This is a genomic window from Myceligenerans pegani, from assembly GCF_014892515.1.
GTDB classification, from domain to species: Bacteria; Actinomycetota; Actinomycetes; order Actinomycetales; family Cellulomonadaceae; genus Myceligenerans; species Myceligenerans pegani.
Genome location: NZ_JADBGR010000056.1, coordinates 51116 through 64038, shown reverse-complemented (window position 1 = coordinate 64038; position 12923 = coordinate 51116). Strand labels below are relative to the sequence as shown.

Sequence of the window (12923 nt, the reverse complement as noted above, 5' to 3'; positions counted from 1 at the left end):
GCCGCATGAAGCTCGGGTGGACGGTGCACGGGGACGGCGCGCGGATCGCGCCAGGGGAGGCCGTGGCGCCCGGTGAGCGGCTGAGCTGGCCCCGGACGGTCGGTATCGGCCTGCAGCACGTGGTCGCGATGTTCGGCGCCACCTTCCTGGTCCCCGTGCTGACCGGGTTCGACCCGGCCGCGACGCTGTTCTTCTCGGCGATCGGCACGGTGGGGTTCCTGCTCATCACCGGGAACCGGCTGCCGAGCTACCTCGGTTCCAGCTTCGCGTTCATCGCCCCGATCGGGGCGGCGACGGCGTCGGGCGGGCAGTCGGTCGCCGTCGGCGGCATCCTCGTGACGGGAGTGTTGCTCGCGGCGGTGGGCGCCGCGGTGCACCTGGCGGGGGCGCGCTGGATCGACGCGGTCATGCCGCCGGTCGTGACGGGCGTGATCGTGGCGCTCATCGGGCTGAACCTGGCGCCGGCGGCGTGGGGCACGTGCGACGAGGGTGGCGCCTGCTCGGGATTCCAGGCGTCACCGCTGACGGCCGTGGTGACGCTGGCCTCGGTCATCGTGATCTCGGTGCTCTTCAAGGGCATCCTCGGGCGACTGTCGATCCTGCTCGGCGTCGTCATCGGCTACGGGTTCGCGGCGGTGCGGGGCGAGGTGGACCTCGCGCCCATCGGGGAGGCGGCGTGGTTCGGGCTGCCGAGGTTCACGGCGCCGTCGTTCGATCCGGCGGTGCTGGGTCTGTTCCTTCCGGTGGTTCTCGTGCTCGTGGCCGAGAACGTCGGGCACGTGAAGTCGGTCGCCGCGATGACGGGGAAGAACCTCGACGGCGTCACCGGCCGCGCGCTGCTGGCCGACGGCGTCGCGACGACGCTCGCCGGCCTGGGCGGCGGCTCCGGTACGACAACGTACGCGGAGAACATCGGCGTCATGGCCGCCACACGGGTCTACTCCACGGCCGCCTACTGGGTCGCGGCCGCCGGCGCGCTGGTGCTGAGCCTGTCGCCCAAGTTCGGCGCGGTGATCAACTCCGTGCCGGACGGCGTCCTCGGCGGGGTCACCACGATGCTCTACGGGATGATCGGCATCCTCGGCGCGCGGATCTGGGTGCAGAACCGCGTGGACTTCTCCGATCCGGTCAACCTCACGACCGCGGCCGTGCCGCTGATCATCGGGATCGCGAACTACACGTGGATCGCGGGGGACCTGCGGTTCGAGGGCATCGCGCTGGGCACGGCGGCGGCGCTGGCGATCTACCACGGCATGCGGCTGATCGAGCGGCTGCGGGGGTAGTGGTACGTCTGGCCGCCGAACAATCGGTCGGTTCGTTCTGATCGACCGATGCCTGGCAGGAATAGCTGCTCGGCGGCGGCCGGACCTCGCCCCGCGAAAAGGTCTTCCCTCGCGACTGAACGCGTGTGTAGCATGTTGAACGTGCGTTCAGCCGAGGAGCGCCCCACGGGGCGGGACCGGACGCCCGTCGCGGACCAGACCGCGCGGGCGCGCATTCGCGATGCCGCCGTGCTGCGCTTCGCCACCGACGGGTTCGGCGCGTCGGTGCGCGCGATCGCCAAGGACGCCGGGGTCAGCCCGGGCCTGGTGATGCACCACTTCGGCTCGAAGGACGCGCTCCGCGAGCTGTGCGACGAGCACGTCCTCGCTCGGATCCGCGAGCTGAAGAACGAGAACATCGACCACGCCGCGGCCGGCGGCAACTTCCTGCAGACCTTCGCGTCCGCCGAGGAGAACGCCCCGATCCTGGGCTACGTCCTGCGCTCCATGCAGGACGGCAGCGCCCTCGCCCGCGAGTTCGTCGACCACATGATCCGCGACGCCGTGCAGTACACCGAGCACGCCGTCGCCACCGGCCTCGCCGTGCCCAGCCGCGACGAGGCCGCTCGGGCGCGCTACCTGACCCTCTCCGCGCTGGGTGCCCTGCTGCTCGAGGTCACCCTGGACCCGCCGGAGGATCCCTCGGATCTCGTGGCGATCCTCAACAGGTTCATGGCGGCGAGCTACCTGCCCCTGCTCGAGCTGTACACCGAGGGATTCCTTACCACTCGCCGCATGCTCGACGACTACCTCATGTACGTCACCGACCCGCCGGACCGCACGGCGGCAGCCGAGTCGGCCTGAACGCCGGGCGATCGGTCCGTCCCCGAACGATCGGCACATCGATCTGCCGATCGATCCTGATCGGACCGATCACCGCCCGCGCCGTCGCCACGCTCGCCGCCGTCCTTTCCGCATGCCGCGTCCGCACACCGCGGGCACGCGGCCCCCACTGGCGTGAACTGGTACCGACAACCAGAGAGCGAGCATCTGATGACCACTGTTTCCTCCGGCGTGCCCGCGATCGAGATCGCGGGCCTCGACAAGTCCTTCGGCTCCGTGAAGGCCCTCGACGGCCTCGACCTGACCGTCCCCACCGGCGAGGTCGCCGGATTCCTGGGACCCAACGGCGCCGGCAAGTCCACCACCATCCGCGTCCTGCTGGGGCTGCTGCGGTCCGACGCGGGCGTGGCCCGCATGTTCGGGCGCGACGTCTGGCACGACGCGGTCGAACTGCACCGGCACATCACCTACGTCCCGGGCGACGTCAGCCTGTGGCCCAACCTGACCGGCGGGGAGTGCATCGACTACCTCACCCGCCTGCGCGGCACGGCCGACAAGAAGGCGCTGCGCGCCCGCAGGGCCGAGCTCCTCGAGCGCTTCGAGCTCGACCCGCGGAAGAAGGCACGCACCTACTCCAAGGGCAACCGGCAGAAGGTCGCCCTGGTCGCCGCCTTCCTCTCCGACGCCGACCTCTACATCCTCGACGAGCCCACGGCGGGCCTCGACCCGCTCATGGAGTCCGTCTTCACGGACTACGTGCGCGAGGCCAAGGAGGCGGGCAGGTCCGTGCTCCTGTCGAGCCACATCCTCAGCGAGGTCGAGAAGGTGTGCGACACCGTCACGATCATCCGCAACGGCACTGCCGTCGAGCACGGCACGCTCGACGAGCTGCGCCACCTCACGCGGTCGAACGTGACCGCCGTGGTCGGGTCCGACCCCGCGCCCCTCGCCCGGCTCGACGCGGTCAACGACCTCCAGGTCACGGCGCACGACGGCGGCACGCGGGTCACCTTCGACGCCGACAACGCCGACATCGCCGGTGTGCTCAGGGCCGTCACCGCGCTGGGCGTGCACAGCATCACGGTCACGCCGCCATCGCTGGAAGAACTGTTCATGCGGCACTACGGCGACGTCATCGAGGCCGACGAGGTCGCGGCCGAGGTGGCGGCCGACGGCGTGCCGTCGGACCGTGCGGCACGCAAGGCCGCCCGGCGCGCGGCGAAGAAGGCGGGTGTGCGATGAGCGCGGTGGCGACCGCTCCGGCCGGGCCGGCGGTGCCCACGATCGGAAGGGCCCGTTTCGGGTCCACGCTGACCGGCACCGGACGGATGATCCGGTTCATCCTGCGCCGGGACCGGGTGCGGATCTTCTGGTGGACGTTCAGCATCGTGGCGTTCTACCTGTACTTCATGGCCGCGCTGGGGACCTTCGACGCGGAGGCGATGGCAGGCCGGGCCGCGCTCATGGAGACGCCCAGCGGGATCGCGATGGGTGGACCGGGCTACGGCGTCGAGGACTACACGCCGGAGCGCGCCGTGGCGAACGAGGGCATCACCTGGTGGGTGATCGCACTCGGCGTGATGAGCATCCTGCACATGGTGCGGCACACCCGGACCGAGGAGGAGTCGAGCCGGTCCGAGCTGGTGCGGGCGAACGTCGTCGGGCGGCATGCGCCGGCCGTCGCGGCGATCGCCACGCTGACCCTCGTGAACGCGCTGATCGCGGTGTTCTCGGCCGGGATCATCGTGGCGATCGGCGGAGAGTACGTGACCGTCGCCGACTCCTTCGGCCTGACCGTCGGGGTGGCTCTGGCATCGATGGTCTTCGGCGTGGTCGCCTTCGTCTTCGCGCAGCTCACCGTGCATGGCCGGGGCGCGATCGGCCTCAGCATGGCGGTGCTCGGCGCGGCGTTCTTCGCGCGGGCAGCCGGCGACATGATGGAGACGCACGGGAGCCCGTTGTCCTGGTCGTCCCCGTTCGCCTGGGCACAGCAGATGCGGCCGTTCGTCGACCTGATCTGGTGGCCGGCGTTGTTGTCCGTCGCGGTCATCGTGCTCTTGCTGCTGCTCGGGTCGTTCCTGGCGTCGCGGCGGGACTTCGGCGGGGGCATGCTCGCGGAGCGCGCCGGCCGCGCGGAGGCCGGGGGTTCGCTCGCCGGTCCGGTCGCACTCGCGTGGCGGCAGCAGCGCTGGGCCCTGTTCTGGTGCTCGCTCGGCCTGGGGCTCATGTGGTTCGCGACCGGAACGATGCTTCCCGACATCGCAGACCTGATGCGCGACATGGTGGAGAGCAACCCCCTGGTGGGCGCGGTCTTCGGCAACGACCCGGACGGCTTCGTCACCGCGTTCCTCGGCATCATGCTGCTGTACGGGATCCTCTGCGTCGCCGCGTACGCGATCGTCATGGGCGGCCGCGCGAAGGCCGAGGAGTCCGCGGGACGTGCCGAGATCGTGCTCGCACGGCCCCTGGCACGGTCCACCTGGTACGGCGCGCAGCTCCTGGTCGCCGGCATCGGGACCGTGGTGATGACGGCCGTCACGGTCTACGCGATGTGGGCCGGGGGAGTCGCGGTCGGCGACGAGACCTTCTCGTTCGGCGACTACACGGAGGTGCTCTGGCCGTACCTCCCGGCGGCGCTCTGCTACCTCGGGTTCACCGCGGTCCTGTACGCGTGGTTCCCGAAAGCGACCGGGCTAGGGTGGCTGCTGCTGGTGTACGGCTTCGTGATCGGCATGTTCGGCAGCCTTATCGAGGACCTTCCCGAGGCGGCGAACTACGCCAACCCGCTGTACTGGGTGCCCGAGGCGTTCGTCGAGAGCCCGGAGCCCTCGCACATGATCGGCCTCGGCGTCGCCGTCGTCGTCCTGTTCGGACTCGCGTTCCTCGGGTTCCGGCGACGGGACATCCCGGCGGTCTGACGTGAGGTGTCCGACGGCGGTCGCGGGCGCGCATCCCGGCGGGGGTGCACCCCCGGCCGTCGTCGGGCATGTCATGGTGTGAACGCCCGACAAGACGTACGAGAAGAAGATGTGCATACAGCACGGACTTTGAGTGATGTGACCGTTTCGATAGGCTGTCCAGCCGCCATGATCGTCGTCGAACTCTAGGATTTCAGCCATGATCTTCAAGGCCGTCGGGGGCGGCCGTCCCTACCCCGACCACGGGCGCACTCGCACCCGGGACTGGGTCGACGTCCCTCCCCGGCAGGTCCGCCTCGACGAACTCGTGACCACCAAGCGCACGCTGGACCTGGAGACCCTTCTCGCGGAGGACTCCACGTTCTACGGCGACCTCTTCGCTCACGTGGTCGAGTACGAGGGCACCCTCTACCTCGAGGACGGGCTCCATCGCGCGGTGCGTGCGGCATTGCAGCAGCGCCCCGTGCTGCACGCGCGCGTCCTCACGATCGGTTAGGTTTTCCTACGTGACAGACCCTTCCTACGACGAGGCGCGTGTCGCCCGGCGTCGTCGCCAGCACGAGCGCCAGGCCGTCGTGTTCGGTGTGATCATCGCCTTCCTGGCGGTCGCCGGGATCTTCGCACTGGCGATGTACACCGGCTCGCTCGTCGGCCCCTTCCAGCGCGAGTTCACGGTGGTGGGCGTGTCACAGCAGGAGGAGGTCCCGGCGCCGTGCCTGCCCGAGGTGGAGGGACAGCCCGACGGCGCACTGCCCTTGCCGTACGCCGACGTCGAGGTGAACTCGCTGAACGCATCGGACAACCAGGGCGTGGCGAAGGCGTTCGAGGACGTGCTCGTCAGCCGGGGCTTCACCGTGCTCGAGCTGGGCACGATGCCCGAGGAGGGCCGGCTCGAGGTCTCCGAGCTGCGCTTCGGGGCGAAGGGCATCGTGCACGCCTACACGCTCGCGGCGCAGTTTCCGTCGATCCGCATGGTCATGGACGACCGCACCGGGGCGAAGGTCGACCTCCTCATCGGTGAGGAGTACGACAGGCCCGTCGACGTCGACGACGTGCCTCCGGTGGACGAGCCGCTCGAGAACGTCGACGGCTGCGTGCCGGCCGACGAGATCACGCCGAAGAAGCGGGCGTTGTCGCTGGAGATGCAGGCCGCGGGCGGAGCCGAGGCCGAGCAGGGCTGATCGCGAGGGGTGTTCTCGCGGCTCGATTGCCCTGCTGCGGTCGGGTGACTGCGGCTGGGTGGCTGTGCGGGTGCCCCTTGGGCTGACTGCGAGCGGGCGCCGTCGCGCGCGTTCCTCGCGGACGACGGCGGGCCCTGCTGCGCGGAGATCGCGTCGTCACGCCGACGGTTCGCCGCACCAGGTGCGGAGGGCCTCCTCGATGTCCCGGGGATCCGGCGCTCCGGCCCACCCGACGTAGCCGTCGGGCCGCACGAGTGTGGCCCGACGGTCGGGCGCCGGGAGAAACGCCACGCGACCGCCCCATCCGGGGAGTGCGCTGCCGCCGAGCACCGCGAATCGGCCGTTCCGGAGGTGCTCGAACAGCCGCGATCCGTCCGGGAACTCGCGGTCCGGGACGCGGCTACCGACCTCCTTCGTGTCGCCCGGGCCGCGGCCGTAGGTGATGCCGAGCCCCGAGATCTGCATGGTCGCGATCCTCGTGACGGTGGCCGAGCCGAGCACCAGGGGTGCCACCATGCCGCGCACCGCGACGGCGAGGCGGGAGTGGAGGGTCGCGATGCGCGCCATGCGCCCGCTGGACCTCAGCACCTCGGCGCCCACGGGGTGGCGGTCGGCGTCGTAGTCGTCGAGCAGGCCGGGGCCGGCGCCGCGGGCGACCGCGGCGAGCCGCCACGACAGGTTGGCGGCATCCTGCATCCCGGTGTTCATGCCCTGGCCGCCGGCCGGGGTGTGGCAGTGGGCGGCGTCGCCGGCGAGGAAGACGCGGCCGACCCGATACCGGGGAACCTGCCGCTCGTCCGAATGGAACCGCGAGATCCAGCGCGGCGAGTGCATTCCGTAGTCGGTGCCGAACGCCTGGCGCGCGGCGGCGGAGATCTGTGCGAGTGAGAGCGGGGCGTCGTCGTCGGCCTGGTCGACGCGGCTCCAGGCGGTCAGGCGCCAGTAGTCGTCGCCGAAGGGTGCGATGAACGCGAAGCCGTGGCGGTTGGTGTGGACGGTCGGCTTCTCGGGCGGCTCGGCGAGCTCGACGTCCGCGAGCATGATGCCGCGCATGACCGGGCCACCCGGGAACGGGAGACCGATCAGGTCGCGGACGGTCGAGCGGACCCCGTCGCAGCCGACGACATAGTCGGCGCGGAGCGTGGCGGCCTCGCCACCGGGCCCGATCACGGTGAGGGAGACGCCGTCCGTGTCCTGGTCGAGACCGGTGACCTCGGTGTCGTGGCGGACGGCGACGCCGAGACGGTCGAGCCGGTCACGGAGGACGCGCTCGACGTAGGGCTGCGGGCAGACGAGCAGGTAGGGAAAGGCGGTCGGGAGCTGGGAGAGGTCGAGCTCGGCATTACCGAACGCGGCCACCTTGTCCATCTTGTAGGTGGTGTACGACTGCACCTCCTCGGCGAGGCCGCGCATGTCGAGCACCTCCATGGTTCGGGCGTGGACGCCGAAGGCGCGCGAGAGGTTGGACAGCTCGGCCGGACGCTTCTCGACGACGGTGACGTCGAGTCCGGCCTCGGTGAGGTCGCCGGCCAGGAGGAGGCCGGTAGGGCCTGCGCCGACGACGATGACCGAGGTCGTCGCCGGCCTCGCCGAGGAGGTGAGGGAGAGTGCGGGGCCAGTCGTGGGTGTCGTGGGTTCCGGCGATTTGGTTGCCATGGCAACCAGCAAAGCGCAACATGGTTGCCATGGCAACCATGTTGCTAGGGTGGTGCACGTGAATCCACAGGCTTCGCTGGACGAGCGCGAGCAGCGCACCTGGTCGGCATTCGTGACGATGCGGCGCGACCTGGAGGCCGTGCTCGCGCGCGGCCTCGCCGAGGACGGGCTCTCCGTCAGCGACTTCGAGGTGCTGGCTCGCCTCGGCCAGGCGCCGGGCGGGGAACTGCGCGCTCGGGACCTGGCCGCCGCGATCGGCTGGGACAAGGCGCGCCTGTCCAAGCACGTGACCCGGATGGCCGGGCGCGGGCTCGTCTCGCGACGCGAAGCTGCCGACGACGGGCGCGGCCAGGTCATCGCGCTCACCGCTGAGGCGGCACAGGTCCTGGTGACCGCCGGTGCGAACCACCTCGCGGCGGTGCGCAGGTACTTCTTCGACCTGATCGAGCCGGACGAACTGGACGTGCTCGAACAGGTTCTCTCGCGGATCAACGCGCGAGCGGCGGAGGGGTGAGGCGATGGCCGGAACGGTCCTGCCGACGCGACCAGCTTGAGGTCGCCGGCTGGACCGCCGGAGCGCGGCGACACGCCCGAGACAGACACACTTTCTGGCCGCTAACCCACGACGGGGGGCAACGGCTTCCGGACGTACGACGACGCGGGACATCTATGAACGATGTCCCGCGTCATCACACTGCGGAGGATGGGGGATTCGAACCCCCGAGGGCGTGAACCCAACACGCTTTCCAAGCGTGCGCCATAGGCCGCTAGGCGAATCCTCCTCGCCCCGTGGGGCGACCGGCCCGACCACATGAATGTGTACCGGGAACGGCCTGACGAGGATACCGGACCGGAGGGGCTGCGGCCGAATCGAAAGCGGGTTGCGGTGGTGTGACGTAGTCGTTCGCCCGTGGTCGGGCGGATGAGAGCGCACGATTCGGGATTCGAGGGTTGCCTCCGTTAGGCTGGGGGCAGACCCCTCGTGCGGCATCACCTCGCCGAACTCCCCCAGGGCCGGAAGGCAGCAAGGGTAAGTGAGCTCTGATGGGTGTGCGAGGGGTCCTTGCTGTCTCCGAGTGTGAAGCGTGCCCGGTCCGCCCGCGGAGCGGTCGAAGGCGGCGTCGTTCCGCCGTAGCGTTCGGACCACCACCCCGGCGTTGTTCGGGCCCTGCCCTCCGCCCGTCAGACGTCGTCGAGACGCCGCCACGCATAGACGGTAGCCGCCGCGCCCGCCGGTAGCACCGCCGCGGTCAGGAGCAACTGCGGCAGCCCGATGTCGGCCGCGGCCTCGACCCCGCCCATCTCCGCCCAGAGCGACGGCGCCGCATACGGGAACCACGGACCCCCGCCGAGCGCGGTGACGAGCTGTGTCACCACGACGACCCCGATCAGCGCCCCGATCGTGCCGAGCGGGCTGCGCGTGAGCGTCGCGACCCAGCCGAACGGGATCGTGAGCCCCGCCGACAGCAACCCGACGACGAGGGCGAGACCCGCCCGGTTCCAGACGCCGTCGTCGAACACCTGACCCGTCACGGCGCAGACGAGCGCCGACGCCGCAACTGTCAGCCCGACGACGCCGGCCACGCAGCCGGCCAGCCACGTGAGATGCACGAGGACCTTGGCGAGCGCCACGCTGGAACGCGACGTCGTCATCCCCGTGCGGGCGCCGGCCAGTCCCGTGGCGATCTCCTGGCCGAACGTCCAGGCCATCGCGAAGCCGCCGGCCATCAGGAGCGCGACGGACAGGATCTGCGCCGCGACGAGGACGTGGGTCTCGGCGAGCGGGCCGGACGCGTACGGGGTGAACTTCGCGGTGGTGATCGTGGCCGCGACGTCGGCGCGGGCGAGCGCCACGGCTCCGACGGAGCCGGCGGGGATCACGAGCAGAAGGAGCGCAGTGGCGAGGCGGACGATCGTGGAGCGCCTGCACAGGAGCCATTCGGTCTCCCACGCGGCGGCGAAGTTGCTCATGGGGCGGGCTCCGGGTGGGAGTGCGTGTCGGCGTCGTGCACCACGTCGAAGAAGCGGCGTTCGAGATCGGTTCCGCCGGGTTCGAGCTCGCCGACGACGCGGCCGTCGTGCACGACGACGATCCGGTCCGCCATCCGCGAGACCTCGTCGAGGTGATGGCTGGAGACCAGGATCGCCGCGCCGCGTGCGGCGAGCTCGCGGATCAGGTCGCGCACGACGACCACCCCGCGCGGGTCGAGGGCGCTGGTGGGTTCGTCGAGCACGACGGCTTCAGGGGAGTGGACGGTCGCGCACGCGATCCCGAGGCGCTGCCGATTGCCCTGGGAGAGGGTGCGGGATCGGGCGTCCGCCCAGGGTTCCAGCGCGAGGTGCCCGACGGCGGTCGTGGTGGCCTGGTCGGCGGCAGTGCGGTCGAGGCCGTGGAGGCGGGCGGCGGAGCGGATGTTCTCCGTGACGGTGAGATCCGGGTGGGCGAGCGGGGCATCGACGAGGTGGCCGAACCGGCGTGCGGCGTGTTCGGGCAGGTCGCGCGGGTCGTGGCTGAAGAGTTTGGGCGTGCCGCTGCCGGGGCGGAGCCGCCCGGCCAGGACGCGCATCGCCGTCGTCTTGCCGGCGCCGTTGAAGCCGATCATGGCGACGACCTCGCCGGGGTGGACGGCGATCGAGAACCCGTCGAGGGCGACGCGGGCGCCGAACGAGTGCGAGACGTGGTCGAGCTCGAGGACCGGGGTCATGGCGCCTCGAAAACGGCGCCCTCGGCCGACGTGCCGTTCTCGGCCGGAGCGATGCTCTCGGCCGGGTTCTCGGCTGGAGCGGTGTCGTCGGTCGGAGCGGCGTCCTCGGCCACGACCTCCACCTCGTAGCCGTCCTCGTTCTCGAGGTAGGCGGCGTAGTGGTCGGGCCCGCCCGCGAACGGGTGCTGATCGTGGAACATCAGGGTCCAGCCGTGCGAGTCCGCCTCGGCGACGATCTCGTCGACGTCGGCCCTGTGCCCGCCGTGGAACGCGAGGTGGTTCAGGCCGGGGCGCCGCCGGTCGTGGAGCGGGCCGGAGAGGGCAGGGCTCTGTTCGACGACGACATAGGTGCCGTCGAGGATCCAGCTGACGCCGTTCGACCAGCGCTGGTGCTCGACGTAGCCGAGGCGGCCCAGGAGCCAGCCCCAGGCACGCTCGGCTCGCGTCAGGTCGGGTACCCAGAGCTCGACGTGATGCAGCCTCCCGCGACTCATAGGCCCATCCTTGCAGGTGGTGACCGCGGGCTTCTACGGGACGATGCGCTCCCCTTTTTCGATGCGGCCGGACCTACGAGGCGAACGCGTCGACGCCACGCCTACGTATCAGAAGGGCGGGTCCTCGGGCGTCTCCGGGCGATCGGCGAGGTCGGGTCGCGGCTCCGGCGGGATGGTGGTCCTGGCCTTGATGTACTCCTTGAAGCTCGTGGGGTCCGGGTCGGTGCTGGTGGGGGCCTTCGTGTAGCGGTGGCCGGTGGGCGCCGTCCAGTACGTGATCCCGGACTCGGGATCACGATGTACTCGCCAGCCGTACCTCGTCTTCAGCCGGTGGTGGGTGCGGCACAGGGCATGGAGGTTGTCGGCGCGGGTCTGGCCTGGCTCGCCCGGCGCGTAATGGTGCCCCTTGTCGTAGGGGTCGATGTGGTCGAGATCGCACCACCGGGCGTCGATCTGGCAGCCGGGCCCGCGACACGTGGCGTCGCGGAGGCGCACGGCGTCGGCCAAGGGCTTCGGAGGCTGGTAGGCGCGGGTGGAGTAATCGGTCAGGACGCCGGTGACCGGGTCGGTCACCAAGCGATACCAGGTGGAGTCCGGGTCGAAGGCGACCCGGGCGCCGGTGATGGCGCTGAGCGGGCCGAAGCCGTCCAGCCACGCGGCTCCGCCGCCGACGTCGGCATCGCCATCGGCATCAGCTGTGGTCTCCGGTGATCCGACTTGCGGTGATTCGTCTTGGGGAGCGCCGGCCGCATCCGGTGTACCGCTCGTGCCGGCGTGGGTGCGCAAGGCGTCCAGCGGGACGGTGACGCGCACGACCGGGCGGGTAGGCGTCAGCCGCACGATCGGCCACTCGTCGCGCTCGGTGTCGCGCTCGGTGTCGCGCTCGGTGTCGTGGCCGGCATTGCCGCTCCGCCCGCCGTCGCTTCGCCCGTCATCGTGGTTGTGGCGGCTGTCGTCGTTCTGGTGGTCGTCGTCGTTCCGCCCGCCGTCCTCGTTCTGGTGGTTGTCCTCGTCCTGGCCGGCGTTGCTGCTCGGGCCGCAGTCGCCGGTCTGGCTGTCGACGGAGTCCTGGATGCCCGTGTCCGTCAGATCCCGGCGCTCAGGCACGAGACGGCCCGTCACGATGGAGGTCAGCACATCGGCGCGGAGCTGGCCCAGCGTGCGGGAGTCGTCGGTGCGTCGCATCTGATGCGCGAGGTCGTCGATCACGCCCCACACGGCCGCGGAGTCCACGGCGGGCAGGAACGCGGTCAACGTGCCCATCTCGTCCTCGCACACGTCGTGGAACACCGCCCGTGACTCCGCGGCGGCCTTGCTCTCCTTGCCCGGGTCCAGGCTCCGGGCCCGCTTCCGCATCTCGGTCGCGAGCCAGTGAGCAGACCGCTCCGGGGCGATCGGCAGCAACTCCTCGATCGCCCCGGCGCGCTGCTCGTCGGTCAGGGAGCGCCCGGCCAGCAACAGGGCATCGGCCCGTGGCGCGTCGATGCGGCCGGTGCCGAGGTGGTCGATCACCACCGGGTGGCGCAGGCCGGCGGCGGCGCGCACGGTGATCGCACGCCCGGTCTTCCGGGTCTCTCGCAGTTCGCCGGAGACCATCGTGGTCGTCTGCTCGAAGCCGGTGAATCCTTCCGAACGCAGCACCAACTCACCGGCGGCGCGCGCCTGCACGCCTGCCGCCCAGCCGGCCAGGCTCGCCGCGGCGCGCACCATGTCTGCCAGGACGTCGTCGGGCAGGTCGGCAACGTGAGCGGCGAGTGCGTCCAACGCCCGGCCGGTGCTGGTGGGTTCCTTGCGCTCCAGGCCCGCACGGGACATCTCGACCAGCCGCGCGATTCGCGAACCGTCGTGCATGGCACCTGCCCCC

12 protein-coding genes, 1 tRNA gene and 1 other RNA gene are annotated in these 12923 nt (G+C 70.9%); 8 read left to right on the top strand and 6 right to left on the bottom strand.

The window, feature by feature from the left end; genetic code table 11:
* Positions 1-5: 5 nt before the first annotated feature.
* The 6 genes from IIE03_RS05085 (at position 6) to IIE03_RS05060 (ending at position 6204) form a co-directional block, all read left to right on the top strand.
* Entirely contained in the window at positions 6-1283 is a 1278-nt protein-coding gene (locus IIE03_RS05085; protein WP_192861669.1) for a uracil-xanthine permease family protein, read from the top strand.
* Positions 1284-1415: 132 nt separating this feature from the next.
* Complete coding sequence (locus IIE03_RS05080; RefSeq protein WP_192861668.1) at positions 1416-2126, top strand: TetR/AcrR family transcriptional regulator; 711 nt, start codon at positions 1416-1418, stop codon at positions 2124-2126.
* A gap of 189 nt (positions 2127-2315) precedes the next feature.
* Positions 2316-3347 (top strand): ABC transporter ATP-binding protein, encoded by a 1032-nt coding sequence (locus IIE03_RS05075; RefSeq protein WP_192861667.1) that lies wholly within the window; start codon positions 2316-2318, stop codon positions 3345-3347.
* Entirely contained in the window at positions 3344-5023 is a 1680-nt protein-coding gene (locus IIE03_RS05070) for an ABC transporter permease (protein ID WP_192861666.1), read from the top strand. Before IIE03_RS05075 ends, IIE03_RS05070 begins: the two co-directional genes overlap by 4 nt.
* A 199-nt stretch (positions 5024-5222) precedes the next feature.
* Positions 5223-5519, top strand: a complete 297-nt coding sequence (locus IIE03_RS05065; RefSeq protein WP_192861665.1) for a type II toxin-antitoxin system VapB family antitoxin — start codon at positions 5223-5225, stop codon at positions 5517-5519.
* A gap of 10 nt (positions 5520-5529) precedes the next feature.
* Entirely contained in the window at positions 5530-6204 is a 675-nt protein-coding gene (locus IIE03_RS05060; protein WP_192861664.1) for a LytR C-terminal domain-containing protein, read from the top strand.
* Positions 6205-6360: 156 nt separating this feature from the next.
* Here the strand turns inward: IIE03_RS05060 and IIE03_RS05055 are convergent, their stop codons facing one another.
* A complete protein-coding gene (locus IIE03_RS05055; RefSeq protein ID WP_192861663.1) occupies positions 6361-7860 on the bottom strand; it encodes an FAD-dependent monooxygenase in 1500 nt (499 codons plus the stop codon).
* Positions 7861-7918: 58 nt separating this feature from the next.
* Between IIE03_RS05055 and IIE03_RS05050 the strand changes: the two genes are divergently transcribed.
* Positions 7919-8374 carry a MarR family winged helix-turn-helix transcriptional regulator gene (locus tag IIE03_RS05050; RefSeq protein ID WP_318842810.1) on the top strand — a complete coding sequence of 152 codons (456 nt, stop codon included), beginning with the start codon at positions 7919-7921 and terminating at the stop codon, positions 8372-8374.
* A gap of 183 nt (positions 8375-8557) precedes the next feature.
* Here IIE03_RS05050 and IIE03_RS05045 read toward each other — a convergent pair.
* A tRNA-Ser gene (locus IIE03_RS05045) sits at positions 8558-8642 on the bottom strand.
* 189 nt (positions 8643-8831) lie between these two features.
* Here IIE03_RS05045 and ffs point away from each other — a divergent pair.
* An RNA gene (gene ffs / locus IIE03_RS05040) (signal recognition particle sRNA small type) lies at positions 8832-8928 on the top strand.
* Positions 8929-9042: 114 nt separating this feature from the next.
* On the opposite strand, the gene IIE03_RS05035 is transcribed toward ffs, so the two are convergent.
* The 4 genes from IIE03_RS05035 to IIE03_RS05020 all read right to left on the bottom strand — a co-directional run bounded on the left by IIE03_RS05035 (position 9043) and on the right by IIE03_RS05020 (position 12910).
* A complete protein-coding gene (locus IIE03_RS05035) occupies positions 9043-9831 on the bottom strand; it encodes an ABC transporter permease (protein ID WP_192861661.1) in 789 nt (262 codons plus the stop codon).
* Entirely contained in the window at positions 9828-10565 is a 738-nt protein-coding gene (locus tag IIE03_RS05030) for an ABC transporter ATP-binding protein (protein ID WP_192861660.1), read from the bottom strand. Before IIE03_RS05030 ends, IIE03_RS05035 begins: the two co-directional genes overlap by 4 nt.
* Complete coding sequence (locus IIE03_RS05025; RefSeq protein ID WP_192861659.1) at positions 10562-11059, bottom strand: VOC family protein; 498 nt, start codon at positions 11057-11059, stop codon at positions 10562-10564. Before IIE03_RS05025 ends, IIE03_RS05030 begins: the two co-directional genes overlap by 4 nt.
* A gap of 108 nt (positions 11060-11167) precedes the next feature.
* Entirely contained in the window at positions 11168-12910 is a 1743-nt protein-coding gene (locus IIE03_RS05020) for an HNH endonuclease signature motif containing protein (RefSeq protein ID WP_192861658.1), read from the bottom strand.
* Between the last annotated feature and the right edge of the window lie 13 nt (positions 12911-12923).

Excerpts from the sequence above, each read along its gene's own strand:
- IIE03_RS05085 (WP_192861669.1), top strand. The coding sequence starts at position 6 with ATGAAGCTCGGGTGGACGGTGCACGGGGACGGCGCGCGGATCGCGCCA.
- IIE03_RS05080 (WP_192861668.1), top strand. The coding sequence starts at position 1,416 with ATGTTGAACGTGCGTTCAGCCGAGGAGCGCCCCACGGGGCGGGACCGG.
- IIE03_RS05075 (WP_192861667.1), top strand. The coding sequence starts at position 2,316 with ATGACCACTGTTTCCTCCGGCGTGCCCGCGATCGAGATCGCGGGCCTC.
- IIE03_RS05070 (WP_192861666.1), top strand. The coding sequence starts at position 3,344 with ATGAGCGCGGTGGCGACCGCTCCGGCCGGGCCGGCGGTGCCCACGATC.
- IIE03_RS05065 (WP_192861665.1), top strand. The coding sequence starts at position 5,223 with ATGATCTTCAAGGCCGTCGGGGGCGGCCGTCCCTACCCCGACCACGGG.
- IIE03_RS05055 (WP_192861663.1), bottom strand. The coding sequence starts at position 7,860 with ATGGCAACCAAATCGCCGGAACCCACGACACCCACGACTGGCCCCGCA.
- IIE03_RS05035 (WP_192861661.1), bottom strand. The coding sequence starts at position 9,831 with ATGAGCAACTTCGCCGCCGCGTGGGAGACCGAATGGCTCCTGTGCAGG.
- IIE03_RS05030 (WP_192861660.1), bottom strand. The coding sequence starts at position 10,565 with ATGACCCCGGTCCTCGAGCTCGACCACGTCTCGCACTCGTTCGGCGCC.
- IIE03_RS05025 (WP_192861659.1), bottom strand. The coding sequence starts at position 11,059 with ATGAGTCGCGGGAGGCTGCATCACGTCGAGCTCTGGGTACCCGACCTG.
- IIE03_RS05020 (WP_192861658.1), bottom strand. The coding sequence starts at position 12,910 with ATGCACGACGGTTCGCGAATCGCGCGGCTGGTCGAGATGTCCCGTGCG.